This window comes from Deinococcus radiotolerans, assembly GCF_014647435.1.
Taxonomy (GTDB): Bacteria; Deinococcota; Deinococci; order Deinococcales; family Deinococcaceae; genus Deinococcus; species Deinococcus radiotolerans.
Window position 1 is genome coordinate 759303 of record NZ_BMPE01000001.1, and the last position, 26266, is coordinate 785568.

30 protein-coding genes are annotated in these 26266 nt (G+C 65.8%); 10 read left to right on the plus strand and 20 right to left on the minus strand.

The genetic code is table 11. The features are described from left to right. Window position 1: 1 nt before the first annotated feature. From IEY63_RS03715 to IEY63_RS03735, 5 genes are all read right to left on the minus strand, one after another. Complete coding sequence (locus tag IEY63_RS03715; protein ID WP_189067588.1) at window positions 2-1339, minus strand: hypothetical protein; 1338 nt, start codon at window positions 1337-1339, stop codon at window positions 2-4. Next, a complete protein-coding gene (locus IEY63_RS03720; protein ID WP_189067589.1) occupies window positions 1336-2040 on the minus strand; it encodes a terminase small subunit in 705 nt (234 codons plus the stop codon). Before IEY63_RS03720 ends, IEY63_RS03715 begins: the two co-directional genes overlap by 4 nt. Window positions 2041-3036: 996 nt before the next feature. After that, window positions 3037-3579: a hypothetical protein gene (locus IEY63_RS03725; RefSeq protein WP_189067590.1), complete on the minus strand. Its 543-nt coding sequence runs from the start codon at window positions 3577-3579 to the stop codon at window positions 3037-3039. After that, window positions 3576-3794 (minus strand): hypothetical protein, encoded by a 219-nt coding sequence (locus IEY63_RS03730; RefSeq protein WP_189067591.1) that lies wholly within the window; start codon window positions 3792-3794, stop codon window positions 3576-3578. Before IEY63_RS03730 ends, IEY63_RS03725 begins: the two co-directional genes overlap by 4 nt. Then, window positions 3791-4177 (minus strand): RusA family crossover junction endodeoxyribonuclease, encoded by a 387-nt coding sequence (locus tag IEY63_RS03735; protein ID WP_189067592.1) that lies wholly within the window; start codon window positions 4175-4177, stop codon window positions 3791-3793. Before IEY63_RS03735 ends, IEY63_RS03730 begins: the two co-directional genes overlap by 4 nt. A gap of 59 nt (window positions 4178-4236) precedes the next feature. Between IEY63_RS03735 and IEY63_RS03740 the strand changes: the two genes are divergently transcribed. Together IEY63_RS03740 and IEY63_RS03745 are read left to right on the plus strand one after the other, a co-directional pair. Next, entirely contained in the window at window positions 4237-4488 is a 252-nt protein-coding gene (locus IEY63_RS03740) for a hypothetical protein (RefSeq protein ID WP_189067593.1), read from the plus strand. A gap of 221 nt (window positions 4489-4709) precedes the next feature. Continuing rightward, entirely contained in the window at window positions 4710-4877 is a 168-nt protein-coding gene (locus IEY63_RS03745) for a hypothetical protein (RefSeq protein WP_189067594.1), read from the plus strand. 115 nt (window positions 4878-4992) lie between these two features. Here the strand turns inward: IEY63_RS03745 and IEY63_RS03750 are convergent, their stop codons facing one another. From IEY63_RS03750 to IEY63_RS03800, 12 genes are all read right to left on the minus strand, one after another. Next, entirely contained in the window at window positions 4993-5589 is a 597-nt protein-coding gene (locus IEY63_RS03750) for a hypothetical protein (RefSeq protein ID WP_189067595.1), read from the minus strand. Between the two features lie 280 nt (window positions 5590-5869). Next, window positions 5870-8098 (minus strand): phage/plasmid primase, P4 family, encoded by a 2229-nt coding sequence (locus IEY63_RS03755; RefSeq protein ID WP_189067596.1) that lies wholly within the window; start codon window positions 8096-8098, stop codon window positions 5870-5872. Next, entirely contained in the window at window positions 8095-8538 is a 444-nt protein-coding gene (locus IEY63_RS03760; protein WP_189067597.1) for an HNH endonuclease, read from the minus strand. Before IEY63_RS03760 ends, IEY63_RS03755 begins: the two co-directional genes overlap by 4 nt. Before the next feature lies 1 nt (window position 8539). Next, window positions 8540-10612 carry a DNA cytosine methyltransferase gene (locus IEY63_RS03765; RefSeq protein WP_229784455.1) on the minus strand — a complete coding sequence of 691 codons (2073 nt, stop codon included), beginning with the start codon at window positions 10610-10612 and terminating at the stop codon, window positions 8540-8542. Next, window positions 10609-10905 (minus strand): hypothetical protein, encoded by a 297-nt coding sequence (locus IEY63_RS03770; RefSeq protein ID WP_189067598.1) that lies wholly within the window; start codon window positions 10903-10905, stop codon window positions 10609-10611. The genes IEY63_RS03765 and IEY63_RS03770 overlap by 4 nt, the downstream gene beginning before the upstream one ends. A gap of 69 nt (window positions 10906-10974) precedes the next feature. After that, window positions 10975-11613, minus strand: coding sequence for a hypothetical protein (locus tag IEY63_RS03775; RefSeq protein WP_189067599.1), 639 nt, complete (start codon window positions 11611-11613; stop codon window positions 10975-10977). Between the two features lie 123 nt (window positions 11614-11736). Next, the gene (locus tag IEY63_RS03780; protein ID WP_189067600.1) at window positions 11737-12108 is read right to left on the minus strand and encodes a hypothetical protein; all 372 of its coding nucleotides are present in this window, start codon (window positions 12106-12108) and stop codon (window positions 11737-11739) included. Continuing rightward, a complete protein-coding gene (locus tag IEY63_RS03785) occupies window positions 12105-12392 on the minus strand; it encodes a hypothetical protein (RefSeq protein WP_189067601.1) in 288 nt (95 codons plus the stop codon). Before IEY63_RS03785 ends, IEY63_RS03780 begins: the two co-directional genes overlap by 4 nt. Before the next feature lie 165 nt (window positions 12393-12557). Beyond that, a complete protein-coding gene (locus IEY63_RS03790; protein ID WP_189067602.1) occupies window positions 12558-12746 on the minus strand; it encodes a hypothetical protein in 189 nt (62 codons plus the stop codon). Window positions 12747-12807: 61 nt separating this feature from the next. Then, window positions 12808-12942, minus strand: coding sequence for a hypothetical protein (locus tag IEY63_RS22425; RefSeq protein WP_268239638.1), 135 nt, complete (start codon window positions 12940-12942; stop codon window positions 12808-12810). Further along, the gene (locus IEY63_RS03795) at window positions 12939-13682 is read right to left on the minus strand and encodes an ORF6N domain-containing protein (protein WP_189067603.1); all 744 of its coding nucleotides are present in this window, start codon (window positions 13680-13682) and stop codon (window positions 12939-12941) included. The genes IEY63_RS22425 and IEY63_RS03795 overlap by 4 nt, the downstream gene beginning before the upstream one ends. 73 nt (window positions 13683-13755) lie before the next feature. Then, window positions 13756-13944, minus strand: a complete 189-nt coding sequence (locus IEY63_RS03800; RefSeq protein ID WP_189067604.1) for a hypothetical protein — start codon at window positions 13942-13944, stop codon at window positions 13756-13758. Between the two features lie 172 nt (window positions 13945-14116). Between IEY63_RS03800 and IEY63_RS03805 the strand changes: the two genes are divergently transcribed. The 6 genes from IEY63_RS03805 to IEY63_RS03830 all read left to right on the plus strand — a co-directional run bounded on the left by IEY63_RS03805 (window position 14117) and on the right by IEY63_RS03830 (window position 18845). After that, window positions 14117-14650: a hypothetical protein gene (locus IEY63_RS03805; RefSeq protein WP_189067605.1), complete on the plus strand. Its 534-nt coding sequence runs from the start codon at window positions 14117-14119 to the stop codon at window positions 14648-14650. Further along, a complete protein-coding gene (locus tag IEY63_RS03810) occupies window positions 14637-15296 on the plus strand; it encodes a hypothetical protein (RefSeq protein WP_189067606.1) in 660 nt (219 codons plus the stop codon). The genes IEY63_RS03805 and IEY63_RS03810 overlap by 14 nt, the downstream gene beginning before the upstream one ends. A 22-nt stretch (window positions 15297-15318) precedes the next feature. Continuing rightward, window positions 15319-15609 carry a helix-turn-helix domain-containing protein gene (locus IEY63_RS03815; RefSeq protein WP_189067607.1) on the plus strand — a complete coding sequence of 97 codons (291 nt, stop codon included), beginning with the start codon at window positions 15319-15321 and terminating at the stop codon, window positions 15607-15609. A gap of 132 nt (window positions 15610-15741) precedes the next feature. Next, the gene (locus tag IEY63_RS03820) at window positions 15742-16644 is read left to right on the plus strand and encodes a hypothetical protein (protein WP_189067608.1); all 903 of its coding nucleotides are present in this window, start codon (window positions 15742-15744) and stop codon (window positions 16642-16644) included. A 41-nt stretch (window positions 16645-16685) separates the two neighbouring features. After that, complete coding sequence (locus IEY63_RS03825; RefSeq protein ID WP_189067609.1) at window positions 16686-17285, plus strand: hypothetical protein; 600 nt, start codon at window positions 16686-16688, stop codon at window positions 17283-17285. Window positions 17286-17456: 171 nt separating this feature from the next. Continuing rightward, on the plus strand, window positions 17457-18845 hold the full coding sequence (locus tag IEY63_RS03830) for a recombinase family protein (RefSeq protein ID WP_189067610.1): 1389 nt from the start codon (window positions 17457-17459) through the stop codon (window positions 18843-18845). 22 nt (window positions 18846-18867) lie between these two features. Here IEY63_RS03830 and secA read toward each other — a convergent pair whose 3' ends face one another. Next, window positions 18868-21477: a preprotein translocase subunit SecA gene (gene secA, locus IEY63_RS03835; RefSeq protein WP_189067611.1), complete on the minus strand. Its 2610-nt coding sequence runs from the start codon at window positions 21475-21477 to the stop codon at window positions 18868-18870. Between the two features lie 162 nt (window positions 21478-21639). Here secA and IEY63_RS03840 point away from each other — a divergent pair, with 162 nt between their 5' ends. Then, window positions 21640-22098, plus strand: a complete 459-nt coding sequence (locus tag IEY63_RS03840) for a hypothetical protein (protein WP_189067612.1) — start codon at window positions 21640-21642, stop codon at window positions 22096-22098. Between the two features lie 100 nt (window positions 22099-22198). Here the strand turns inward: IEY63_RS03840 and IEY63_RS03845 are convergent, their stop codons facing one another. Both IEY63_RS03845 and IEY63_RS03850 read right to left on the minus strand, forming a co-directional pair. Beyond that, the gene (locus tag IEY63_RS03845; RefSeq protein ID WP_189067613.1) at window positions 22199-23374 is read right to left on the minus strand and encodes an amidohydrolase family protein; all 1176 of its coding nucleotides are present in this window, start codon (window positions 23372-23374) and stop codon (window positions 22199-22201) included. An 85-nt stretch (window positions 23375-23459) separates the two neighbouring features. Further along, a complete protein-coding gene (locus IEY63_RS03850; RefSeq protein WP_189067614.1) occupies window positions 23460-24863 on the minus strand; it encodes an MATE family efflux transporter in 1404 nt (467 codons plus the stop codon). 155 nt (window positions 24864-25018) lie between these two features. On the opposite strand from IEY63_RS03850, the gene lysS reads away from it, so the two are divergent. Continuing rightward, complete coding sequence (gene lysS / locus IEY63_RS03855; protein ID WP_189067615.1) at window positions 25019-26206, plus strand: homocitrate synthase; 1188 nt, start codon at window positions 25019-25021, stop codon at window positions 26204-26206. Window positions 26207-26266 lie beyond the last annotated feature (60 nt).

Here is a 26266-nt window from a genome sequence, read left to right on the forward strand (position 1 = left end):
CTTACACGGACAGCCCGAAGAACCGGGCGCGTTTCTTCTCGCCCCGGAAGAGCATCGACACGGCGTCGGCCTTGTCCGGGCTGCGGCCCAGTGCCGCGCTGATCTGGTCCTTGCTGGTGATCTTGATGCCGGTGCGAGTCACCTCGAACGTCTGTACCGTGAGTTCCTGCGCGAGCTGCTCGTCCGGCGGCAGGGCCAGCTTCGGGTCGTTGCTGGGGTCCAGCGCTTCCCGCAGTCGCCAGTAGGCGAGCGCGCGGACGTTCGCGAAGCCCAGGGTGCCCGTCCGGTCCCGCTCGTCCGTGCTCTCCGCGCCGTTGAACGCGGCCGTAGTGTCCTCGCCGCGCGTGTCGCGCAGGTAGTCGAACGCCGCGGCACCCACACCGATCACGTCCACGCACGTCGCCGTGCCGCTCCCCAGGTGCGGGAGAGCGAACGCGGCGGCCTGCCCACCCGTGGCGGTCTGCGTGCCGGGCGCAGTGAGCACCTCGGCCACGTAGTCCGGCCAGTACCGCGCGAGGGCCGTGCGGTCTGGGCCGCCACGCGCGACGTCCAGCGCTGCCCGTTCCGGCGGACCAGTGGGGGGCGTCCGCTCCCGCCAGCGCTGCACGGCAGCGTCCAGCCACTCCCGGGGGATGACGCGCATGCCGTCCACCTGGGCGTCCACGAACCGGCCGTAGATCTCCTGATCGACGAGCGGCTGGCCGCCCACCGTGAGCATGTCGCGTTCCAGCTGCTCGATGGCCGCGCGGTCCAGAAAGGGGTTGTCGTAGCTGCTGAACGTCCGCGAGTGGTAGCCGGGTGCTCCGGCGATGGCCTTCTGGTACAGCTCGAAGTACAGCCCGGCGCGACCCTTGGGGACGCCCACGGCGATCAGTTCGCTGCGGGGGTTGTCGAGCATCATGGGCAGCACGGCGTTCTGGTACAGGTACCGGCCGTTCTCGCCCTGCAGGATGATGCCGGCCTCGTTCAGCACGATCCGGTCGTACCCGAAGCCCTCCCAGTTCTCAGGGTTGTCCGCGCTGCGGAAGTCCACGTGCCCGCCGGTGGCGGGGAACTTCACGGTCTTCTCGACGACGTTCCACTCGTGTGGGACGCCCTGGCCGCGCAGGACGGGCAGGAAGTAGCGTTCCACGTACCGGCGGATGTTCCCGGCGATCGTGTCACCCCACAGCACCGCGAGCCCCTCGAGGCCCCATTCGATGCAGGCGTGCGCGGCGCCGCGCGTGAAGCCGACGCGGCGGCCCTTGGGGAAGATGCGGTAGCGGCCCAGCGCCTGGCTGTCGAAGAACGCGTGCGCCTGCGCGGGGCTGTAGCTGAGGTTCAGCGTCACGGTCGTCACGAGTTACCCCCGACGATCGTGCGGGTGATCTGCACCTGCACTGGGCCGCCATCAGCGCCACTGTGCTCGTGCTTCTCAACCCAGAGCTTCTGGTTCTTGCCCAGCAGTTCCAGTGCACGGGTCGGGTCATGCAGTTCGAACTCCACCGCGCCGTCCTTGCCGATCTTGATCTTCTTGACGCGGCCCACCGCCTGGGCGCGTTCCGCTTCCCGCCAGTCCACCGTGACTTCCGCATCGAGGCGGCGCACGCAGACCATCAGGACGCCATCCTCGGTCTGGGCGACGTTCTCGCCACCGACGATGCCCGCTAGGTCGTAGTTGTGCAGCGCGTCCGCCGTGGTGCCGCGCCGCTTGGCAGCCTCGCGCACCTCGTCATGCTGGTCCGCGCGGATCCAGTACGTGCGCTCGCTGGGCGCAACGCGCAGGAAGTCCGCCATGTCCGCGTGCGCGAAGTACCGGAGGCGGCCCAGGATCACGGCGCTGCTCAGCTGAGCCTCGTCGAGCCGGGCGCGGACGTACGCGCTGATGTCCGGCCGCGTGATCAGACGGGGGCCTTCGCTGGGGTTCTTGTACTTGCAGGCCCGACCGGCGGCGCGCGCGTTCAGACCGTTGGTGAGGTACGTGTCCGCGAACTCGCGGTGCTTGTCCGAGAGGGCCGCGCCCAGCTCCTCGGCGGTGGGTTGTTTGGGTGCGTCGGTCATGGGTGCGGATCACCTCCTGAGGTGAAATGAAAAGCCCCGCCAGAGCGGGACTTTCATCAAAGATTGGAAGAAAAAATAGGATAACCAGAGTACGATTTTTAAGCGGTGATCTGAGCGGATTCGTACTTACAGACAGTGCACTTGAAGACTGCGCCGGGGATGCTTTTACCATCTGCCGTACCCCAAGGAGTAATGCTGTCCTCGGTGAAGGGCATTACTTGTAATGGCTTGCCACACGTAGGGCACACAGGGGTCTGTCCTGACTTATAGGCCGCGACAGCATCGGTTAGGTCTCGCGATGTCATGCCCCCAAGAATGTCAGAAGAGAGCTGGCGGAGATCGAGAGAAGTCGTTATAGGTCTTAAATCTTTTCTGCTCCGGACCGCAGCACAAGGGGCAACCCCTGACTGCCACAGACGAGTCAGCTCCTCAGTGACCGCTCTGGCCCAGGGCTTCAGGTGGCCGCGCCAGTCGTAGGCACTCGCCCGCGGCTGGCGTTTGGTGAGGTGTCGGGGGTCCATGTCACGCCCGGCGCCTGAGGTGGCTGTAGCGCCTGCCCGTGCGGCCCCCGTTGCAGCGCGAGCCGTGGATGGTACGCCAGTGCGCCTTCTTGACCTTCACCTTGACCATGCGGGGCTCCTGTGGGCATAAAAAAGCCCCACAGCTGAGGTGGGGCGTCCCTCCGCCTTCACTCGGGCGGTCCTGTGTTGTTGGGTGGACTGAGCGTACGGCTTGGACTGTCACGGGCGTGTCACTTGTACAGCAGCTGGCAGGTTCCCCCCGTGCCGACCGGGGCGGGCGTGGTTTTGGAGACCTCGCTGTTCGCCGGAACGGAACCTACGCGTCCCGGCCGCCACGCCCCGCACAATCAGGCGTGACGACAGGGTTTGAGGTGGTCCCCGCCCGGTGACCCTCGAGCGGCCAGCGGCACGGGTGAGGCAGGCCCAGGCGTGACGAAAAACCGCCCCGGAGGGCGGCGTTAGGTACGGTCTTGGGTCAATCCTGTGACTCTACAGATATTGTACGCGCGACTTGCGCAAATGCAAGAGCTTGTGCATGGACCCGTGCCCGCTCATCCCCCAGCGCCTGCGCCAGTCCCAGCACGGACCGAGCGTACGCCTGAGCCCGGTCACTCGGGTACGCCCAGCCCCGCCCCGTGTGATGCAGCAGGCTGGCAATGCCAGCACCACGGTGGATCTCAGCCAGGAGCGGGTCGGCGCTGCACATGACGCCCACGAGGTTGCTGCGGTGCTGCCCGTTGGGGAGGTGCACCATCTCCACCCCGACCCAGGCGCTGCCACCCTGACTGGTACCGCTGGTGCTGTAACTGCCGATCCCGACCACGCGCATGGTGCTGGCCTTTGAGGGCCCCCAGTACACCTTGACCTTGTCGGTCTCGCTGGTCTCCCACGCCCTGAGCGCCTGGTACCAGACCTCCGCGTACGCCCGGGCGTCCCGCTGCTGCTGGCGGATGCTGCCCAGGGCCTCCGTGACCTCCTGGCGGGCCGCAGGGCTGGCGCGACGGCGGGAGGCGGTCAAGGGTGCTCCGGGCGGCTGCTGGGGCCGCACAGCTCCGTGAGCATGTCCCGCAGGTTCGCCAGCTGGTGCGGCGCGAGGACCTCCAGCATGGTCTGCCGGTTGGCGGACATGAGCACCTCAGCGCCACCATCAGGCAGAGGGCAGACCGTGATGCTGCTGCCCCACTCGCCGGTGAACGTGACTGGATCGGGTCGAACAATGATGTGGTTGCTCACAGGTTCACCTCGACTTCCACGCGGGGGTTCTGCGGGTCGTACTGGGGGAAGTGGTGGTACCCGAACACGAACTTGTCGCCCTTCGGGTACAAGGCGTCCACGATCCCTTTCCTGACGTTCTCGGGATCGTTGTGCGTGCCGTCCGCGAACCAACACCAGATGTCCACCCGCACCGGCTGCCCCTGCGCCGGCTGCGGCAGTCCGGCGGGCGCGTGCTCGCGGACGTGGTCCTTCCAGGCGTGGTACTCGTTCATGCGCGTCCAGTTGGGCCGCGCGCCCTTCGTGTAGTACCCCACCAGCTTGGGCCGCAGCGGCTTCGTGCGGTCGATCTTCCCGGCGGTCGTGCGGGCGCAGGGCAGCGCGGGGATGATGAAGCGCGTCACTGGGACTCCTCGGGCGTTTCTGCGTGCGCGCCCTGGTCATCAGTGATAGGACGGGGGGTATGAGTCTCACGCCCCAGCAGTCCAAGTGGTATTTCGCGCTGGCCGTCCTTTATGCGATTGCGGTGATCGTGGACGTCACGTTGATCCCGAATGGGTACGAGTGGCGCTGGGTGAACTTTGGGGTGGATCAGGTCAAGATGGCGGCGATCTTCGCCTTGGTGGCCCTGATGTGGCCGCGCCGGTGGGTGCACGTGAGTCTGGTCGTCGTGTGGGTGGCCGTGGCACTGTTCACGTTCCCCCGATCGCTGTAGCGCCACGCGGTAGACGCGCACGCGCTTGCTGTCCAGCTCACCCAGCTGCTCGAGTTCAGCCAGGAGCTTCCGGGCGTAGTTGTGCGGGAGGTTCAGCCGCACGGCGTAGTGATTCGCGGGCCTGCCGGGGTCCTTGCGGACCAGGGCGAGCAGGTTCTGCATGTCCGTCGCGCGGGTGATCACGGGGTACCTCCGAGCGCCAGGGCCTGAGATACTGCCGTGTGTCCGATTTCTGGTTGAGAAGTCTGCTGCTGCTCGTGATTCTCGTCGCGGTCAGCTTCGGTCTGGATCGCCTGCGCGTGAAGCCCTGGCAGCGGTTCGCGGTGATGTTCATCGTGACGGGAGGCGTCCTGCTCGGCTGGGACGCGGTGCGCGGTCCCGTCACGTAACGCCGGGTTCTGCTCGCTGCCACTCAGGGCGAACTCGCTGCCCGCCCCGGTCTGCAGCGCGTCTTCGGCTTTCTTCGGGGTGCTCTTGCTGTCATTTGGTGTCATGTGGGTCACCTCAGAAGGGAGTCACGTCGAGGTCACACAGGCCGGTCTTGATTGCCCGGTTGAGGAACAGGACGGCCAGGACGTTGCAGTGGAACGCCTCGGATTCGGGGCTGTGGAAGCGCGGGAGGTACGGCGCGGGGGCGTCCATGGGCGGCTGGTACGTGTCGGGCGTCCAGAGGCTGTCGATGCCTGCCCAGGTGAACGTGAACTCCGCAGGGAGGCCGCCGGTGCCGGTGTAGTTCATGGTGTCGGTGCACGTGTCGCGGTAGGCGGGCCAGGTGCGGTCACACAGGAGGGCCACTTGCCGGTCTCGCGCGGTGAGGAGTTCGCCCTGGGTGGCGCCGTCGAGGCCGCGCAGGTAGGCGCAGACTTTCGCGAGGCGTTCGTCCTGGTAGTCCGTGGGGAACTGGTGGGTGTAGGGGTCGCCGCTGATCCAGTGGAGGGCGACGCGGGCGGCGGTCTGGTAGTAGGCGAGGAGGGCGCGGGTGTCGTCGTCTGCGAAGGGGGTGTCCTGGGCGGCCCATTCGGCGTCGAGTTGGTCGAGGATCAGCTGCAGGTTGATGCGTTTGGTCTTCGGGGCGGGTTTGGTTGCGGGGGTGATCGCCATGGTCAGAGCCCTCCACATGCCGGGTTGCATGCCGGGTTGAGAGTGAACCCGGCATGTCTGAACGCCGTGCTGATCGCAGTCATGCCGACCATGCCGGGTATGCCGGGTTCTTTCCGGAAATTCCCTCTCTGTGCGCGTGTGTGTACGTGTGCTTTAAAAACAAGTCGGCATACCCGGCATACCCGGCATGCGTTGGAGAATCCGCCGTACTGGACGAGCCCGCTGCTATGCCGGGTTGAAAGCAGACCCGGCATAACCCGGCATGGCTGCACGTAGGCGTTCATGCGTCCCACCCTTTGGGACTGCTGCTGAGACTGAGGCCGGTGAAGAATTTGCCGCGCATGTCGCGTTTCTTCTCGACGGCCTGCCCAAAGTGGCGCGCAGCGGCTGTGAGGTCCCGAGGGAACCGAGTGCTGCTCACGGGCTTGTGCCGGGTCTTGAAGCACCAGTCTTCGTAAGCGGCATACAGCTCACCGCTCTTGACCTCGCCGCCGGGCTCGCAGCGTTCGCGCAGGAACTCGATGACCTTGTTGGACTCTTCGACGATCTCGCGGGTGAGTTCGCTGAGGCCGTCGCCGGGGAACTGCATGTTGTTCGCCTGGAGGCTGCGTAGCCCGTCGATCATCCAGTTCAGGACGCCGGCCAGTTCGTCCGGTGCGGTCAGGCGGGCTTCCAGGTAGGGGTCGGGGTGCGCGGGCTTCACGTTGAAGGCCACGGGCAGGAAGCGGCGCATGAGGCTGCTGTTCGTGGCGTCATCCCCGAGAAGCGGCACGACGTTGGAGAGGATGACCAGTTTGGTGTCGAGCTTGACCGTGTACGGCGTCTTGTTCTTGACGTCCACGGCGATCTTGTCCTCACCGGTGATGCGTTTGAACGGCAGCCAGTCCACGTTCCGCTGCAGCTCCGAGACGATGCACATCCGCTTACCGACGAGCGTCCCGACGAGGAATGACCCGTCTTTGATGTTCTCGAGGGCGCTGCCGGTGGCCAGGGAACCGAGGACCGCGGAGAGGATCCGGGTGAAGGTCGATTTCCCCGTGCCACCCTCCCCCACCAGCAGCAGGGCGCGCTGGGGGGAGGTGTCGCCCGTCAGGCAGAGCCCGGCGAACTGCTGGAGGCGCTTGCGGTCCCCGGCGTCCGGGATGGCTTCGTGCAGGAACTCCAGCCACTCGTACGGGACCACGCCGGGGCGGTAGCTGGCGGCGGACTGGATGGTGCTGAAGAACTCCGGGCTGTGCTCGTGCAGCGTGCCGCTGGTCAGGTCCAGGATGCCGTTCGTGACGTTCAGGTGGAACGGCCCCAGGTCCACGTCGCGCGCGGCGACGCTTTCCTCGCGCGCCACCTTGTCGAGGACGTCGCGCAGGCGGGCCGTGCCGATGTCGCCCAGGCCCTTGCCCTGGAGCACCAGGTCGACGCGCTGAAGCATGACCTCATCGATCACTTCCTCGTACACGCCGCTGCGGTACTGCCACCAGCTGCGCCACGTCTGGTGGTACCGGTAGATGTGGCCCTGTTCCATGCACCAGTTCAGGAAGTGGTCGCGCATCTCGACGAGCGTGGGGGCCCCGTCCTTCCGTTTGGCCGGGGCGATGGGCTTTCCTTCTTCGTCCAGGGTGACGGCGCTCTTCCCGACGGTGATGCCGGGCCGGTTGGTGCCGGTGCGGGGCGCCCAGGGGGTGCGGGCGGGTTGCCGGTAGGCGCTGCGCGCGGCGTGGAGTGCCTCGCTGAGCGTGAAGGGCTCGCCGAGGCCGCTGACGATGCCCTGGAACTCCCGCATGACGTGCTCGGCCTCGTGCAGGGGGTGGCCGTTGTCGCGGATCTGGCAGGCGAGCTTGAAGGCTGTGTTGTTCCGCCCTTCCTGCAGGTCGGCGCGGGACAGGACGACTTCCATGATCTTCTGCGGGCTGGGCACGTCACCGGCTGACGTGGGGGCGCTGTAGCGGACGCTGGCAGCCCGCTCCGCCTTGGGGATGGGGTAGGCCTTGTGGATCTGCGCGGCCGTGTAGGTGTGACCAGGCGCTTCGAGCAGACGGCTGGGCACAGCGCCCTGCTTGTGGTGGGTGAAGCCTGGGAGGCGCATGACACGGCTGAGGCCCTTGCAGTCGTTCGGGCGGCTGCCCACGGCGATGGCCAGCGCTTCCTGCTGGCGGTTGAACTCCGCGTTGTTCAGCTCGGGTTCATCACTGAGGAGCCAGTACGCGTGGTACTTGCCGGGGCTGCTCTCGACGAGCGCACTGGGTCGGAGCTTCCAGGTGTCGGGCAGTTCAGCCCCGTCGAAGTCTGCGAAGTACGCCCGAATCCGGGTGACGTTCTCGTTGCTGCGGCCCTGGCCGTCACCTTCGTTGATCATCAGGAAGATCCCGGCCCCGCGGTCATTGAGGGCTTGCAGGGCACCCAGGTCGTACTCGATGCGGGCCAGGGTGGGGTCGTCCTTCCGGTCAGCGAACGTCTGGAACGTCTGCTGGCCGGGGAACAGGGCTAGGAAGGCACGCGTGTCCGGGTGTGTCATGCCGGACCGGCTCCCTTCCCGGCGTTGCAGTCTCGGCAGAGAACGCGCAGGTTCTGAGGATCATTCGTGCCGCCCCGGCTGACAGGACGGATGTGGTCAATTTGGAGCCGCACGCCGTCCTCTTTCGCACCGGCCCCGCACGTCTCGCAGCGGAACCCGGCGCGGCGCAGCAGGGTGTACCGGAGCTTCTTCGGGATAGGATCACGCTTCGCAGTCAGGCGGTCGATGACGTCAAGCAGGTAGCGGACGTCCGATTCGGCATGCGCGAAGAACTCGGCGATCTCCGGGCGGGTGCAGTCAGCGATATACCCGCCTGATTCCCCGATCTCGTAGACGCCAGTCTCGCCGTCGATGCAGTGCTCGTACCGCCCGTTGCCGGTGGCTTCGCTGAGCCGCTGGCGGATGTGCTGGATGCGGACATCCTCGTTTCTCTTGGTCATGTCAGTCCGCCGCCTCTTGCATGTGGATGGCGAGGTTGGCGTACGCGATGGCGCGGCTGAAGGGTGGGGGCACGGCGTTCCCACACATCCGCACCTGCGCGCGCTTCGACAGCGGCACGGCCTTGCCCTTCTTGTTCCGCGTCATGAACTCGATCTGGTAGGTCTCAGGAAAGCCCTGCGCGCGGTACAGCTCCCGGGGTTCGAGCATCCGCATGCCGATATCGGTGATCACGTACGCCTCGCCGTTCAGGTGCACGAGCACCAGGCCGCGGTCATGATCGGCGTGCGGGTCCAGTTGTGCGCCCAGGTGCTCGCGCAGGAAGGCGTACACCTTCCGCGCCCCGGCCTGCTGCTCAGTCGTCAGCCCCGTACCGCATTCGGCGGTAAGCAACAGGCTCTTTCCACCGCCCTGCGTGGTGATGGTCCGGGCGGGTTCGCTGGCGGCGTGCCCGACGCTGGTCCCGAACTGCCGCACGACCTGCGCGGTGGCCAGCCCGAAGCGTTCCCGGGTGGACTGCGTGTTGATCGGCCGACCCGCCGACTTGGGCGGTGAGTTGCGGTTGTACTGGACGAGCTGGGCGGTCAGGACGTCATGCGGCTTGCCCTGGCTGGTCACGGTCTTCACGGGCACGTCGGCGGGGTACGGGGCGGTCTCCGGAGCGCAGTGCCCGCCGTTCTGCCGGACGAGCTGCACCGTGGCTACGGCCTTGCTGGCCTTGGTGACCTCGGTGGTGCCGGGCACGTCCACGGGGTAAGCACCCAGGCTTCGGCTGCGCTGGTTGTCGATCTTCACGACCGTGGCGCTGGTCAGGGCGTGGACGTTCCCCGTGCTGGGCCGGGCCGGTTCCCCACCGGCCGTCACCGTGTGCAGAGGTTCGGTAGCGGGCGTGCCGACACTGCCGGTACGGATCTTGGTCAGGCTGGCCACCGTGAGGCGCGACCCGTTTTCACTCGTCACCACCGTGGGCAAGGGCGCAGTAACGGGCTGAGTACGGGGTGCCTGTCCCGGTCGCTCGCCGTAGCGGGGTGCCAGTGCTGCTGTCACGAGGGTCTGTGCGTTGCTCTGCGTCGTGGCGGTGCCGAGTGGCGCATTGGCGGCGCGGGGAGCGTTCTGGTAGGTCTGCGGGGCCATCTGAGCCACGACGGCCCCGTGCGCGTCGTGCGCAGCGGTCAGGGTCCGCATGGGCTCGTCTGCGCCCTGACCCCGGAACGAGTCGCCCTGGTGGTTACAGGTCACCACGAACGGACGGGCGGCGCGGAGCGTGAACCGCAGGATGCCCTGCGCGATCCGGTGGTGCGTGGCCGGCACCAGGACCTTCTTCCGCCCGAAGATCGAGGGGGCAGGGATGTCCCAGTCGATGCAGTCCGCCGCGGTCTTCCAGACTTCCAACTCGCCGGACTGCACGCGGGGATCAGTGGGCTTGCCGTGCGTGGGGATGGGCCAGACGATGGGTTGGCCGTCACGGCGGGCCACGATGAACAGCCGCTTGCGGCTGGTGGGCGCGCCGAACTCGTACGCGACCAGTTCCCGCCACTGCACCTGGTACCCGTGGCGCTGCAGGGCGTTCACCCAGCTGCGGAAGGTGCGGCCCTGCTGTTTCGGGCAGGGACGGCCGTTTTCTCCGAGGGGCCCCCACGTCCTGAACTCTTCAACGTTTTCCACCACGATCACGCGGGGGCGGACCGTGGCGGCCCAGCGCAGCGCCACCCAGGCGAGACCCCTGATCTCTTTGCTGACGGGCTTGCCGCCCTTGGCCTTGCTGAAGTGCTTGCAATCGGGGCTGAACCACGCCAGGGCGACGGGCCGCCCGGCGGTGACCTGACGCGGGTCGACTTCCCAGACGCTCTCGCAGAAGTGCTGCGTGTGCGGGTGGTTGACCTCGTGCATGGCCACCGCTTCAGGGTCGTGGTTGACCGCAATGTCCACGGGGCGGCCCAGGGCCTGCTCGAGGCCGGTGCTGGCGCCGCCACCGCCCGCGAAGTTATCGACGATCAGTTCACCCTCGGCCACGACCGCGCCGGCGGCCAGCCCCAGGTAGGGGAACAGCGGAGCGTACCCGGTGTCGTGTTTCACCGCAGCCACGCCACACCGTCCCGATCCTGCTGCGCGCCCTGCAGGTGCTGAATCCACCCGGCGAGGGTGTACGTGGGGTTCCCGATGAGGCGCTCGAGCATGGCGGTGGCCTCACCGTCCGTGAGGTCTTCCAGGTCGGTGAGGCTGGGGGTGCCGTTCAGGTACGCGGCCAGCGCGAGGGGTTGGTGCGGTTCGTGCTGGGTCAGGGCGTGGTACAGCTCGGGCCTCAGGTCAGCGGGAACCATCTGCGGGAGACCCGCGTATTTCTTGGCAGTGGTCGTGTGTGAGATCATGTGGTGTCACCTCCGGGTGAACGAAGCCCCGCCCCGCCGGCAAGCAAGTGGCGGGGCTTCGGTTTGGAGTCAGTAGCCGTAGTCAGCGTCGCCGCTGGGGTTGCGCCGCGCGGGTGGCGCGCTGGGGGCCGTCATGAGCGGCTCGGTCTCCCCCGTCGCGGCGGGGGCCTTCTTCTTCTTGCCGCCGCTGGTGGGCATGGGACTCGCCCCGGCCGCAGCGCAGGTGTTGTAGCCCTTGGCGTTCACGCCCAGGGTCAGCTGCGCCGCGCGGCCGAACAGGGTCTCCCCGTCGAAGTCCAGGGCCAGCACCTTCAGGAACGCCTTGCGGCCGCTGTCGGTCACTTCACCCACGGCGGCGGCCAGGTCGTCGTAGCTCTGGATGTCGGGCCCGAGGTCGATGCTCACGCGGGCCGCGTCGTCGTCGGTCAGGGGACGGCCCACCAGGGCGCTGAGGCGGTTGGTCCACTTGGCCTTGTCGTTCAGGCGGAAGCCGAGGGGGATGCGGACGAAGCTGTCGCTGAACGTGTCGCCGTCCTGGTCTTCCCAGACGAGGCGGGCCTGGGGGAAGGTTTTGGTCTTGTCGTCGAAGTCGCTGCCTTCGTCGATGATGATTTCCTTGAGGGTGAAGACGTAGGTGCCGGGGTCGCCTTCGAACCGGTTGGTGTCGCCGCTGCTCTGTCCTTTGCTGCTCTGCATGCTGATGGCCATGTGGGTGCTCCTGGGTGGGTCCATCGGTGGTCGGGTGTGTGTCCGGTGGTCGATGGGTGGGGGTCTTGGTGTCCGTGCCGCTGGGCCGCTGTGCGTTGGGCAGCCGCACCCCTGCCAGAGGGGTTAGGGCTTCGCGCCGTACATGAAGGGCGGCTCGTCACTGATGCCGACTTCGGGCACCGTGACTTCCAGCAACTTCAGGAGCGTCTTGCAGCGGTCGATCTCGCTCTGGCAGGCGGTCAGATTCGTGCGGGCCAGGGCTACCTGCGCCTGCACTTCGGCCAGCACCTTGTACTCACTGGCAAGCCGCTCGCGCAGCTGCCCCTCGCGCGTCTCGGCGTTCTTCCCATCGATGAGCCCTCTGGCCAGCAGGTCGGCCTTCTCGCCTTCGAGCACGCCCCGCTGGTGAGCTTCCAGTGCGGTGGCGTCAGCGAGGTTGTAGATGGCGCGGTTCACGCGGTCGTACGCGGCATTGATCTGCTCGGCGGTGATCACGCGCGCCCCCGGACGGTGACGAGCCCGTCGTCTCCGCGGATGGCGTTCCGGGCGGCCAGGGCGCGGGTGAGCTGGTCCGCGTTCCGGTACACCCGTTTCGCCACGGCCCGGCGCTGCCGCGTGGTCTGGGGCGTGATGTTGGAGGCGTCGCACGCGGCGCAGACGTCGAGGTGACTGGATTCCCCGCAGATGCGGCAGTCGCACATGCGGGGTGCGCCCAGGAGCACGGTGGCCGTGATGAGGATCAGGCCAATGAACACGACGGCGATCAGCAGGGTCAGCATGGTTTGGCCTCCACGGGGCGCGGGGCGGGCTTCGGGGCGGGTTCGTTGTAGCGGGCCATCAGCGGACCGCCAGGGCGATGGTCAGCGCGGCGGCGACGATCAGACCGCCGCCCAGCCAGCGGCTGTACAGGGCCTGCGTGGCGTGCACGCCGAAACGGACGCGGTTCACGCCGCGCCGCCGGGGAACAGGGGCACGCTGACCGGGGCAGTCACGGGGGCGGATTCGCTGCTGCGCAGGGCCTTGAGTGCGTTCGACTGCGCGGCGCTCAGGCCGTTCTGCCACTGCTCGCGTTCCAGCAGGTTCAGGAGCGCCTGGCGCTCGTTCTCAGTGAGGGTGACCGTGTGCTGTACCATGTATGTACCTCCTCCCCCCGCTGAGCCGTTGCACCGGCTGTGACGCGGGGGGTGTGTGTTTTCAAGCGGGCTTGGTGTTGGTGGCGGCTTCCCGTTTCTGGCGGCCCAGTTCAGCGGCGCGGTGCAGGATGACCAGCACCCTCTGCGCTGCCGCCGGGTCGTGGCGGGTGGTGATGACGGGCTTCTTAGGGGTCATGCCAGGGCTGCCAGTTCGCGCAGCACGGCCTTCTTCTGCGCTTCGAGGCTCAGGAGGCGGCGCGCGAGTTGCTCGGTGCTCGTGTCAGTGGGCAGCAGGCGGGGTTGGTGACGGTTCGCGGCCTTGGTGCGGGCCGCAGCGCCCACCACGCGGACAACGGCGGCCACGCCGGGGCGCGCCTCGCCCTGGTAGGGCGTGAACGTGACGTCCGGCCAGATGGCCTGCACGTCAGGCAGGGGGTACAGGTAGGCGGGCGCGCCACAGCGCGATTCCAGGAAGTGGTGCGTGGCTTCAATGCCCTGACGACGCAGGGTCGCGCTGGCGTGACGCGGGGGGATGCCGACTGCGGCACTCACGCCGCGCGCGCTGATCAGGGCGGGGGTACCAGCCTGGGGCGCAGTCATGACGCCGATCACGAGGTCTTCAGCCATGTCGCGGAACAGCCGGGCGCGGGCACTGCGGATGAAGAAGCCCAGGCGTACGATCCCGCGTTTCGTCCAGAGGGTGACCTGCTGAGCACCCTGTCCGGGCCGGGCGTCAGGATTCCTGACGCTCAGAAAATGCTTGCCCTCGACAAACTCTTCCCCGTTACTGCGCTTCTGCTCGCGGATAGTGGAAGGGCTCACGCCGTAGCCCAGGGCCACCTGCTCGGTAGTGGCGGTGAACTCGTGGGTCGGGTCAGGGGTCAGCACGACCTCCTGGGTTCCGACTTCGAGAACGTAGGGTAGAATCTGAGTCATGCCATTGACCTCCTGGGGTCGGTGGGCGGGGCGCTCGGACGAGGGGCGTCCCTTTTCTTTGTCCCATCCGCATTCATTCCGGTTTCAATCCGAGGTACAGGAATAGAAAATTCACTGTGCTCTTCTGGGTAGATGCGGAGCCGGAAACTGCGGCGCGGACAGTGTTCATGCTCAGTGCAGTGCCACGCGCGATGCTCCGCAGCGAAACGCGATCGGCCTGCACCTTCGCCTGAATCGCCTTCAATTTCTCTGCCGTCGTCATGGTGAGCTGAGTCTAGTCCGGTTTTATTCTTGTGTCAATCCTGATACGGGACTATTCCGAGAATAATGTCAATTTTGCCGCGTGTCGGAACTGATACCGTACCATTCGCGTAACAGTCCGCATGTTGGCGTATCCCGGAACAATTCAGCGGCCACTGTTGTCAGGAACATCTATGACCCATGACGCAGAAACAGCCAAACAGCACGGCAAATTCCTTGACGAGCGGCGTCAGGACTTAGGCCTGAAGTGGTCCGAAGTTGCCCGGGATATGGAACGCCTGCACGGCATCAGCGTCACTGCGGACTACCTCAGTAAGGTCAAGCGAGGTGCTGCACCCCTTGCGAAAGTCTCTCTCGATGTACGGGAAGCGCTCAGGAACGTTCTCCGCATCCCTGATGCGATCTGGGAACAAGAGACTGGTCTCTATACACCTACCGCTACGACATCGGGTTCGATGAGTCGCCCTGGCCCTCTCGTCAAGCCTCGCCTCCCAGAGGTCGAAGTCCGCCTGGAAGTCCCCATTGGACTGCAAGAGGCCATCGAAAAGTACGGCGACGACTACCCGGAACTCCACCTGGAAGCCAATCAGCGCGCACTCACCAGCCTGCACCGGTACGGTGGCGCCAACGATCTCAGCTCGAAAGAGTGGTTCGAGGTGTTCATGGCCAACCGTCGCTGGCTCGTGAGGGCTGATGACCGAAATTGACCACCTACCCGCCGAGTTCATCTGGTACCTCAAGGAATACCAGGCGGCCACTGGGCATGATCCGAACGCGTGGCGGGTGCTGGAACGCGCAGGCGTGCGGCGCCGAGTTGGCAAGGACAACTACGTCATCACCGACCTCGAACCCCCCATCGTGGAACTTCAGCCCTGGTACTACGGGTGGAATAACGACGTGGTGCGGCACGAGCTGGCGCACCTGATCCTCGCCTGGTCACGAGTGGAAGCGCATCTGATTGACACCTTGGGCAGCCGTGAAGCTGCCCTGCCCTTTATTGAGTCGCTGTGCAATCAGGCCCTGGCGTTCCTCCAGATCACGCAACCGATGGTCGACCAGGCCGTGAAGAAGCACGGCGTGTCCGCGAAGGCCGTGCGGCAGATGATGCGCGTCAGTGGCGCGAAGTCGGACCGTGCTCTGCACCGCCTCATTCAGGACAACCCTGATGCTCGCCGAGCGGGGTACATCACGACGGGGAACTACATCCAGCACGTCTCGTACTGCAACCTGCCGCTCCCCTTCTGGGCATTTGAGCGCGTACCAGAGCCCACCACGTGTTTCCCTGTAGAGGCCAATGCCACCGCCGTCCGGATACCGAACCGGCCTCAAGTGATCGGCGTGTGCTGGGGCTGACCGTGGGGCAGTGGGAGGCGGCGTGACCTGGCGCACCGCACGGCAGAAGAAACACCCGCCCCCTGACCCCACCCAACCCATCCCCCCACGCCTCCGCCTCAAACACGCCCGAGAAGCCCGGAAGATCCGGCAAGAGGACGTCGCCACGTACACCTCCCAGCTCGGCCCGGAGCACGCCATCTCCAAGACACTGCTCTCCCACGTGGAGCTCGGCCGATCCCGCCTCTCCGCGCTCGGGCCAAAGCGATTGGACGCCCTGAGGCAGGCACTGGGCATGACTGCAGACGAGTGGCGAACCCAGGTGGAAGAGTGAGCGTGGGGCAGTGGGAGGCGGCGTGAATCGGATAGGCATAGGCCTCGTTTGAACCGAAGTGATTAGGCATATATACCCGGTCTCCATGAGCCTCTTCTTCGTGTAGAGGGATCTTTCAATCAAGGTGACGAAATGACAAAAGAGGTTCGTACAGCTCCAAAGACAATTTATTTTTATAATGTCTCCGCCATCCACAAATTCAGGAAGGCGGGAAACGAGTGGGAGGCACGAAAGACGAAGATTGATTCGGCATTAGAGAAGGTAAGAGAGCTTGATCTAGGCGATGACGAAACTACGACCGCTATTTTCGAGTTTCGTGGCGCAAAGATGGCAATGCGGATTGATCGTGTCGGAAATAATTACTATGAGGGCCAAATAGCGACCATCCGGGACGCTTCTTTTCCTCAAGGGTTGAAAGATGGAGAACTCGTAGAGTTAGATTTTAAAGGTACAAATCTTTTTGAGCCTTCCCATTTTGTGTACTTTACTGACTCAAAAATTTTGGTGATGGAATATAATCACTACGCCCCACATCACGCGGGTTTCGCAGTGTATATAGAAAAGCTCTCCAAGAAGTACGGCTTGGAGCCGAATAACGTGACCATTACTTATGATATCGGTCGAGATACCCTTCCCCGATTCATCAAAGATGGGCATCCAGTTAATGGCCTGCGGCTTCGAATTGGTGTTCATGCGTACACGCCTCGCACCGAAACACAACTTAGCAGGATGATTTTCGACACCATGAGGAATGCTCGGGAGAGCCAAGTGAGCGAATTCGACTTGGTTTTGAATTTTGAGCAGGCAACGGGTAGTAATCAGAAGCAAAACATTGTTGATTTATTTCGAAATGAGGGAATAGATTTCCATAATTTTATCGTTGAAATGGAGGGCATCGCGAATTTTGATTTTCTCAAAGACAAAATTAAAGCGAGAATCGATGCCAAAATGACCGATCTGAATCGAGTAGATTCAGAGGAAATGTACAAAGAGCTCCGTGCACAGTATACGGCAAGGTACGTTCCGAGCAGATAGGCACTCACCAAGTTTAGCTAAAAGCATAATAGGATATACCTATGAGCGCTGAAGCACAACCAGTCCAACGAAATATGGTGCTGGCTACACTAATCGACCATCCGGTCCAATGGGTAGTTGTGTCGGCTGCCCTGTTCGGCCTTTTATCAAGAGTTCTACCTATGGAGTTTTATTCCAATAGCGTGCCTATGCTTGCAGGCATTGCCTTCACGATGCTCGGCTTCGGCATCGCCTCCCTCGCCATCCTCGCCTCCGTGATCGCCACGCCCGCAATCGTCAGGCTTCGGCACAGCACACTTTGGGCCAATCTCATCGCCATTTTTACGAGGGGCAACATCATATTCTTAGGTCTAGGGCTCTTTGGCTTGTTCGCATACAAAGAAATCGTGATAGCTAAGACGCTGCTGGGAGATATTCTGCGTGCCGGACAGATGATTCTTTTGGGAGCCACGGCAATGGCTGCTGTCATCATCATTACAGTTCTCCATGCGATAGTCAGCACCCCTCTGACCCCGGAAGAGAAACATGCCGTAGAGGCCGAGGAATTTCCGAATTTTGCGGCTCCTATTGAACCAACGGAAGCTCTGCCACCGAGACGAGTGATAGAAATTGAACCTCATCGACCGGATCAAAATTCCTGATTCTTACAGCAATAGAGCCGACGTCGCCTCTATTGCGCCCTTTCACGCTATGACTAAGCGCACGAACGGCAGCGGCATCCTCTCCCACCGCAAAGGTACGCACACCTGCGCAGCACAGGTGGCCCCAACCCGCAATCCCATTACCATTGGCAACCCTTCCGCTGGTAGAAGGTGACTGCCCGCGCGTACCTCCGCGTCTCCTCTGCTACGCAGGTGGAGAAGTTCAGCCTCGCGTTCCAGCGGGACAAGGCCCTGGCCTGGGCCGCGTACCAGGACCTCGGGCCGGTCCAGTTCTACGAGGAACGCGGCGTATCCGGCAAACTCGACGACCGCCCCCAACTGGCCGCCCTCCTCGGCGAGATCCAGCCGGGGGACACGGTCATCGTGTACAGCCTCAGCCGCCTGGGGCGCGGCGGCGCCGTGCAGATGCTCAGCATCGTGGGCCGCATCAAGGACGCCGGCGCGCGGCTGGTCAGCCTCACCGAGAACATCGACACGGAGACGCCAGCTGGGCGCCTCATGCTGACCATCCTCGCCGCCCTGGCGGAACTGGAAGTGGAGACCACCCGGGAACGCACCGCTGCCGGGCGCATCCAGGCCGCCAGTCAGGGCATCTACCCACAGAGTGGCGCCGTGCTCCCCGCCGGCTACGAACGCGGCCCAGACGGGCGGATCGTCGAAAGTGCCTTCGCGCCCACCGTGCGCGAGGTCTTCCGCCGCGCTGCCGGTGGCGTTCCCTTCAATGCTGTGGCGGACAGCCTCAACCGGGACGGCATTCCCGGCGCGAAAGGCAAGCGTTGGTACTTGGCGACAGTCCGCGGCATCGTGCAGGAACCCACCTACCGCACCGGGCAACTCCAGTACCGCCGCCGCAGCCACGAGGCCACCCCACAGGCGTGGCTGCCCATCCCCTGCCCTGCCCTCGTCACGGACGCCGAGTGGTACGCCGCGCAGCGCACTGCCACCCGCAACCACGTCCGGCGTGACCCCACCCGCTTCCCGCTCTCCGGCCGCCTCACCTGCGGCTGCGGCACGCCCCTCGTCGGGAACGCCCACAAGAGCGGCAGTGGCAGCACCATCCTCTACTACCGCTGCAGCCCGGAGCGGCGCGGCACGCCCACCTGCCCCGTCAGCGGGAAGGGCAGCAGCTTCTACGCCGTGAGCACCGTGGACGTCGCCGCGCGCCTTGCCCTGGCGGACGCCCTACGAGATACCGAGACGCTCACCCGCCTGATCAGCCGCCCCCAGGCAGATCCTCACGAAGCCCAACGGGCCCTCCTCGAGGAACGCCGCGCGGCCCTGATCGACCTGCACCTGGAAGGGCTGATTGACCGGGCCGAGTTCGTCCGGCGCCGCGATGACCTGCAGGCGCAGATCCAGGCCCTCGTCCCCATCAGCACGCCCATCCTCCCCGCGCCGGAACTGACCGACCTGGCCGATGGCCTCCCCAGCCTCGACGACACCGAGTACATGGCCCTGCTCGATGACCTCGACGTGCACTTCACCGCGCAGAAAGGCGCGCACGTAGAAGTGCGCGCCCTGAACCTCCCCACCGCTTAAGCGCGTGCGGGACGGCTAAAAATTAGCCTGGGTTGGAAAACTGCATTCGGAAGACGAATTTGGTGACATCGGCTTTGAGGGTGTCGATCATGTCGTTAAACATGGTGGTGGCTTCGAATTTGTATTCAGTGAAGGGGTCGCGCTGGCCGTAGCCGCGCAGGCCGATGCCCTGGCGCAGGACGTCCATGCCGTGCAGGTGTTCTTTCCAGAGCTGGTCGACGACCTGCAGGACGACGTAGCGGCTAAGGCTGTTCATCATGGTGGGGCTGAGTTCTTCCTTGCGGGCGTCGAAGGCGTCGGCGACGGCGGCGAGGAGGGTGTCCTGCGCTTCGGCGGGGGTCTTGGCGCGCAGGCTTTCGAAGTCGAACTCTTCGAGCTGGGGGACGGCGTCGGTGATGGCGGCGCGCAGTCCGTCGATGTCCCAGTTCTCGTGGCTCTGCTCAATGGGCAGGTGCGTGGCGAGCTGGTGGTCGACGAAGTCGGCAATCATGCCTTCGGTGCTCTCCTCGACGTCGGCGTCTGGCCCGAGGAGGACCTCGCGGCGCTGGGCGTAGACGGTGTCGCGCTGTTTGCTCATGACGTTGTCGAATTCAAGAAGTTGTTTGCGCGTGCTGAAGTTGCGGTCTTCGACGCGCGCCTGGGCTTTCTCGATGGCGCCGGTCACCATCTTCGCTTCGATGGGCTGGGTGTCGTCCATGCCGAGGCGGTCCATCATGGCGACGACGCGGTCGTTGGCGAAGAGGCGCATCAGGTCGTCCTCGAATGACACGTAGAAGCGGCTGCTGCCGGGGTCGCCCTGACGGCCGGCGCGGCCGCGCAGCTGGTTGTCGATGCGGCGGCTCTCGTGGCGTTCGGTGCCGATGATGTGCAGCCCGCCGAGGTCCTTGACGCGCTGGCGGTCGGTGAGGGTGTCCGCCTGAAGTTGGATGGCCTGACCGATGAAGTCCTCGTTCATGCCGGGGATCTGCATGCCGATCTGGACTGAGTTGGGGTCCTGGCGGCTGATGGCCTTGATGAAGTTCTCGACTTCGGGCGTGTAGCGGCTCAGGCCGAGCTGCTGCTCGATGGCTTCGCCGAGGATGAATTCGGCGTTCCCGCCGAGCATGATGTCGGTGCCACGGCCGGCCATGTTGGTGGCGATGGTGACGGTGCCCGAGCGGCCAGCCTGCGCAACGATGCTGGCTTCCTGCGCCTCGAATTTGGCGTTCAGGACGCTGTGCTGGATGCCGGCCTGGGTGAGGAGGTCGCTGAGCTGCTCGCTGGTGACGATGCTGGCGGTCCCGATCAGGACGGGGCGGCCGGTGGCGTGCATCTCGCGGACTTCCTGCACCACGGCGTTGTACTTGCCCATCTTGGTGCGGTAGACGAGGTCCTCGGCGTCCTTACGCTGCACACCCTTGTTGGTGGGGATGACCAACACGTCACTGCCGTAGATGTCGAGGAATTCCTTCTCCTCAGTCTTGGCGGTGCCGGTCATGCCCGCGAACTTGTTGTACAGGCGGAAGAAGTTCTGGTAGGTGATCGTGGCGAGCGTCTGGTTCTCGTTCTCGATCTTGACGCCTTCTTTCGCCTCGATGGCCTGGTGGAGGCCCTCGCCGTAGCGGCGGCCGGGCATGCTGCGCCCGGTGAACTCGTCGATGATGATGACTTCGCCCTCGGCGTTGACGATGTAGTCCTTCTCGCGGTGGTACAGTTCGCGCGCGCGGATCGCCTGGGTGATCATGTGCGCTTTGTCCATGTTGTCCGGGCTGTACAGGTCGCTCAGGGACAGCAGGCGCTCGATCTTGCTGATACCGCCCTCGGTGATGTGGACCTGCTTGCCCTTCTCGTCGATGGTGTAGTCGCCGGTGGGTTCGGCGCGCACGCCGGGCTCGGCTGGTTCGCCCTTCTGGAGGCGGCGGATGAGTTTGGCGTATACGTAGTAGAGGTCGGTGGCTTTCTCGGCGGCGCCGCTGATGATCAGGGGCGTGCGGGCCTCGTCGATGAGGATCGAGTCGACCTCGTCCACGATGGCGAAGTTCAGGGGGTGGTCGGCGCGCAGGGCGAGGGCCTCGCGGCTCTGGGCCATGTTGTCGCGCAGGTAGTCGAAGCCCAGTTCGCTGTTGGTGACGTAGGTGATGTCGCAGGCGTACGCGGCCTGTTTCTGGTGGGGTTGCATCTCGCGGCTGGCGAGGCCAACGGTGAGACCGAGCGTGCGGTACAGCAGGCTCATCTCCTCCATGCCGACCCGGGCGAGGTAGTCGTTCACGGTCACGAGGTGGCAGCCGCGCCCCTCGAGGGCGTTCAGCGCCAGGGCCAGCGTGGCGACGAGCGTTTTCCCTTCACCGGTGCGCATCTCGGCGATGCGGCCCTTGTGCAGGGCGTACCCGCCGATGAGCTGCACGTCGTAGTGGCGTTTGCCGATGGAGCGGCGTCCGGCCTCGCGGATCAGGGCGAAGGCGGGCACGACGACGTCGTCGAGGGACTCGCCGCCTTCCGTGACGCGTCGGCGCAGGTCCATGAAGGCGGCGGCGAGATCTTCGACCTTCTGGGTCTCTTCTTCCAGCGCGTTGACGGGTTGCACGATCGTCTTGATGATCTGCGCAACGTCGCGCTGGTTGTTATCGAACATTTTGTTCAGGACACGGAACATGACAAGCGAGTATAACGCGCGGGGCGGGCGCGGCGCGGCGCGATTTCAGTGAGGCGCGCATAAGCAACTTGAGCGGTTTTGGCTCAGGGAGCATGAACGTCTGCTCCACGCGCGGTGAAGGCGCGGCAAGTGAACCTCATGCGCGGCCCGTATCCTGCGCCCATGAACCTGAAAGTCCTGCCCGCCCTGCTCGCCCTGCCCCTGCTGGGCGCCTGCGCGCCCCTGGCATCTATCCTCGCCAACTCTGAAAATGAGGGACCCAGACCGCGGACGGCCGGGCCACTCACGGTCGGGCAGACCTGGACGGTTAGCGGCCCGATTGACGGGCGGACCGTGACGCAATCCGTGAACATTCCCAACCTGCTGGACGTCGCTGACGGCACGGCCAGCGTGAGCGGGCTGGATCAGGCACAGGCGTTCGACAGTAATCAGGCCGGGTTCTCGGTGGCGACGTTCAACAAGGACCGCCGGACGCTGCGCTTCAACTGGATTGCCGAGGACGGCGCGCAGTACACCTGCCAGATCGACACGCTGCTCTCGCAGCCGTACAGCGGTCGCCTGACCCTGAAGAAGAGCGGCTACGAGGCGACGGGCACCTGCACCGCCACCTCGAGCAGCTGAGCAGGCCGCTCACCTGAGGGTCCGGCCCGGGACGCACCGGCTGGACCCTCAGCCGTTTGGCCGCCTAGCGCCTGGTCCGCACCCTGAAGGCCTGCCGGGGTTACCAGCGGTACCGGTCGTCCCAGGCTTCGCCCCGGCGGATGAAGGGGACGCGGGTGCCCAGCACGCGGTGCCCGCCCTTCACGGCGGCGCGCACGATCACGCGGGGGTCCAGGCCCGGGTGCAGCGCCTGCGCGAAGGTGACGTCCTCGCGCACATCAAGGCTGCCGCCACTGGCGACGGAGTCAGTCCCAAGCCCGACCTCCACCCCGGCTGCCGCGAAGGCCGCCCAGGGAAACACGCCGCACTCCAGGTGGTGATTGCTGCGTGGGCAGGTCACGACGGCGCTGCCGGCGCGGGCCACGCGGGCGATGTCGTCCGGGGTGACGTTCACCATGTGAACCAGGGTGGGTTTGGCGCTCAGGACGCCCAGTTCGTCCAGGTAGCGCACGGGGGTCAGGTCGGGCTCCGGGGCGCGGCCCATGACCTCCGCGAAGGTGTCCGGGTACAGCGCGGCCAGCCGGTTGTCCCAGATGGGCCCGCCGCCGCGCGTGTACAGGTCGTGCTCGGCGGGGTGCTCGGCCACGTGAATCTGGAGGGGCAGGCCCTCCCCGGCGGCGTAGTCGCACAGCAGCCGCATCAGGCGCCCGCTGACCGTGTGCGGCGTGTGCGGGGACAGGCCCACGCGCGGCCCGCCGGGGCGTTCGTTCGCACGCCAGCGCTCGACCCTTTCGCGCACGGTCCGGAAGACCTCGTCGGCCATCTCCGGGAAGGTGCCCAGCACCTCGTAGTACAGGACGCCGCTGAGGTCCTCTCTGGCCAGCAGGGCGTCCATGACGTCCGGGGCGTGCATGTACACTATGTCGCCCACGCCTCCCGCGCCCAGCCTCGCCAGGGTGTCCGCGCCGTGCAGGGCAGCAGTCACGCTGCGCTTCTCGCGCTGGGCCACGACCACCTCGGGAATCCAGCGGAAGTACGGCAGGGCCGTGAACTCGTACGCGCTCATGTCCAGGTGCGTGTGGGCATTCACAGGCGGCGGGGCGATCACGGGCCCGGTGCGTTCCTCGCGGGCGTGGGGGTAGGCGGCCCGCAGGGCGTCCGGGTGCCCGGTCGCGGCGACCGTCCCGCCCACCACGACGACCCCGCCGGGACTCTGTGCGCCGCCCATGCCGGTGTACAGCACGTCGCAGGTGAGCAGGCGGGGCGTGTGCGGATCCGTGGCGCTCTGGGCGGTCATGCGCGCCATGCTACGCCCGGCCGCACGGGACAGACGAACCGCGCCGCCGCGTGCAAGACGCGGCGGCGCGGCGGCCGGGACCCGCTCAGTGCGCGGCGACGTCCTGGCCCTGCTGGTCGCGGGCGAGTTTCTCCCAGTTGATGCGGCGGCGGCGCCACTCGAAGATGCTGACCTTCACAACCTCCTCGGCGCCGCGGGCGAGGAACACGCCCCAGACGCCCAGCGGGGAGTACAAGCCCAGACCAATGGCCAGCGGGAGGCCAACGACGAACGCGCCGACCACGTCACCAATGATGACGCCCTTGCCGTCGGCCGCGCCGGGGAGGACACCGCCGCCGATGATCATGTTCCGGACCTTGACGATCTGGAAGGCGGCGCTGATCAGGATGCCAATCAGGGCAATCTGGTGGACGTCGGTGCCCACGCGGGGGAAGAGGGGCGGGACGATCAGGGCGCTCAGGGCGAACAGCGCGCCGAAGCCCAGTCCAGTGACGAGTCCGGCGCGGCTGATGCGGGCCAGCCACAGCTGCGCGGCGGCGGCGTCCCCGGCGCCCAGGGCGCGGCCGATGAAGACGGTGGCGGCGCTCATCAGGCCGAAGGAGCCCACGATGAAGATGCCTTCCAGCGTGCCGACGATCTGGCTGGCGGCCAGGGCGGCGGTGCCGACGCGGGCGTACACGGCGGCGTACAGGAACCCGCCGAGACTCCAGGCGAACTCGGTGAAGGCGATGGGCGCGCTGATGGTCAGGAGGGGCGCGGCGATGGCGCGCCAGGCGCTGCGGGCGGGGAGGGTCAGGGCGGCGAGGTGGCGGGGGCCGTAGATCTGGTAGGCGAGCAGCGCCGTCTTGAGCAGGTTCGCGAAGACCAGGGCCCAGGCGGCGCCGACCACGCCGAGTTGCGGGAGAGGACCGACGCCGAACACGAGGCCGTACGCGAGGAGGCTTTCCACGATGACGGTGATGACGGTGGCGACCAGGGGCGTGCGGGCGTGGCCGAGGGAGCGCAGGGCGCCGCTGAGGATCCAGGCGAGGCTGCCGGGGATCAGGGCGAGCATGCTGACCTGCATGTAGGGGGTGGCGGTGCGGGTGACGGCGTCCTCGCCGCCCGCGAGGCTCAGGAGGGGCCCGGCGAGCAGCACGACGGGTGTGGTGAGCAGGCCGGCCAGCAGGAGGCTGGTGAGGACGCTGAAGGTGAGGGTCTGGTTGACGCCGGGGCGGTCGGCGGCCCCGTGGCGGCGGGCAACGAGGATGCTGGTGCCGCTGCCCAGGGCGCCCAGGGTCACGAAGAACAGGAAACCCAGGCTGCCACTGAGGCCGACGGCGGCGACGGCGACCGCACCGAGGCTGCCGACGATGATCTGGTTGATGAAGCTCAGGACGAGCTGGATGACCATTTCCAGGCTGACGGGGACGGCGATGCTGGCGATCTCACGCGCCGGACTCTTGATCGATTCAGATGGGGGTGGGGTGGGGGCCGTGACGGCGGACATGCCCCACACCCTACACGGCGCGCATCAGCAGGTCATCCGCCAAGTGGCGCAGACCACCAGACCCACCTCTGTCTTTTCATTTGAGAATCATAGCGTCAATTTACTTGACATATATCAATCCACCTGGGCATGATGCCGTGCAAGAGGCAGCCCCTATGACCCAGGACTCCAGCGCACCCACCGACCACCCCGCCCCCCTGATCCCCGCGACCTCGTGGGCGATCATCGACTCCACCCTGCGGGAGGGCGAACAGTTCGCGCGCGGGAACTTCAAAACTGAGGACAAGATCGAGATCGCCCGGGCGCTCGACGCCTTTGGCGCGGAATTCATCGAGGTCACCACCCCGATGGTCAGCGCCCAGACGCACGCGGACATCCGCCGCCTGACCAGCCTGGGTCTCAAGGCCAAGTTCCTCACGCACGTCCGCTGCCACATGGACGACGTGCAGCGCGCCGTGGACACCGGCGTGGACGGCCTGGACCTCCTGTTCGGTACGAGTTCGTTCCTGCGGGAGTTCAGCCACGGCAAGAACATCGGGCAGATCATCGACAGCGCCCAGCAGGTCATCAGCTGGATCAAGACCCACCACCCGGACCTCCAGATCCGCTTCAGCGCCGAGGACACCTTCCGCAGTGAGGAAGCCGACCTGATGGCCGTGTACAAGGCCGTCTCCGACCTGGGCGTACACCGCGTCGGACTGGCCGACACGGTCGGCGTCGCCACGCCCCGGCAGGTGTACACGCTGGTCCGCGAGGTCCGCAAGGTCATTCACGCCGAGTGCGGCATCGAATTCCACGGGCACAACGACACGGGCTGCGCCGTCAGCAACGCCTACGAGGCCGTCGAGGCGGGCGCCACGCACATCGACACGACCATCCTCGGCATCGGGGAACGCAACGGCATCACGCCGCTGGGCGGGTTCCTGGCCCGCATGTTCACCTTCGACCCGCAGGGCCTGATCGACAAATACAACCTCGACCTGCTGCCTGAACTCGACCGCATGATAGCCCGCATGGTCGACCTACCGATCCCCTGGAACAACTACCTGACCGGCGAATTCGCCTACAACCACAAGGCCGGGATGCACCTGAAAGCCATCTACCTGAACCCCGGCGCGTACGAGGCCATCCCCCCCGGCGTGTTCGGCGTGGGCCGCCGCATCCAGGCGGCCAGCAAGGTCACGGGCAAGCACGCCATCGCGTACAAGGCCCGCGAAATGGGCCTCCACTACGGCGAGGACGCCCTGCGGCGCGTCACAGACCACATCAAGGCCCTGGCCGAGCAGGACGAACTGGACGACGCCCACCTCGAACAGGTGCTCCGCGAGTGGGTCAGCGCGTAACAGGACCCTGAGGACTGAGGGTTTCTGCCCTGCGGTGTCTCAGCAGGTCGGCCTATCGTG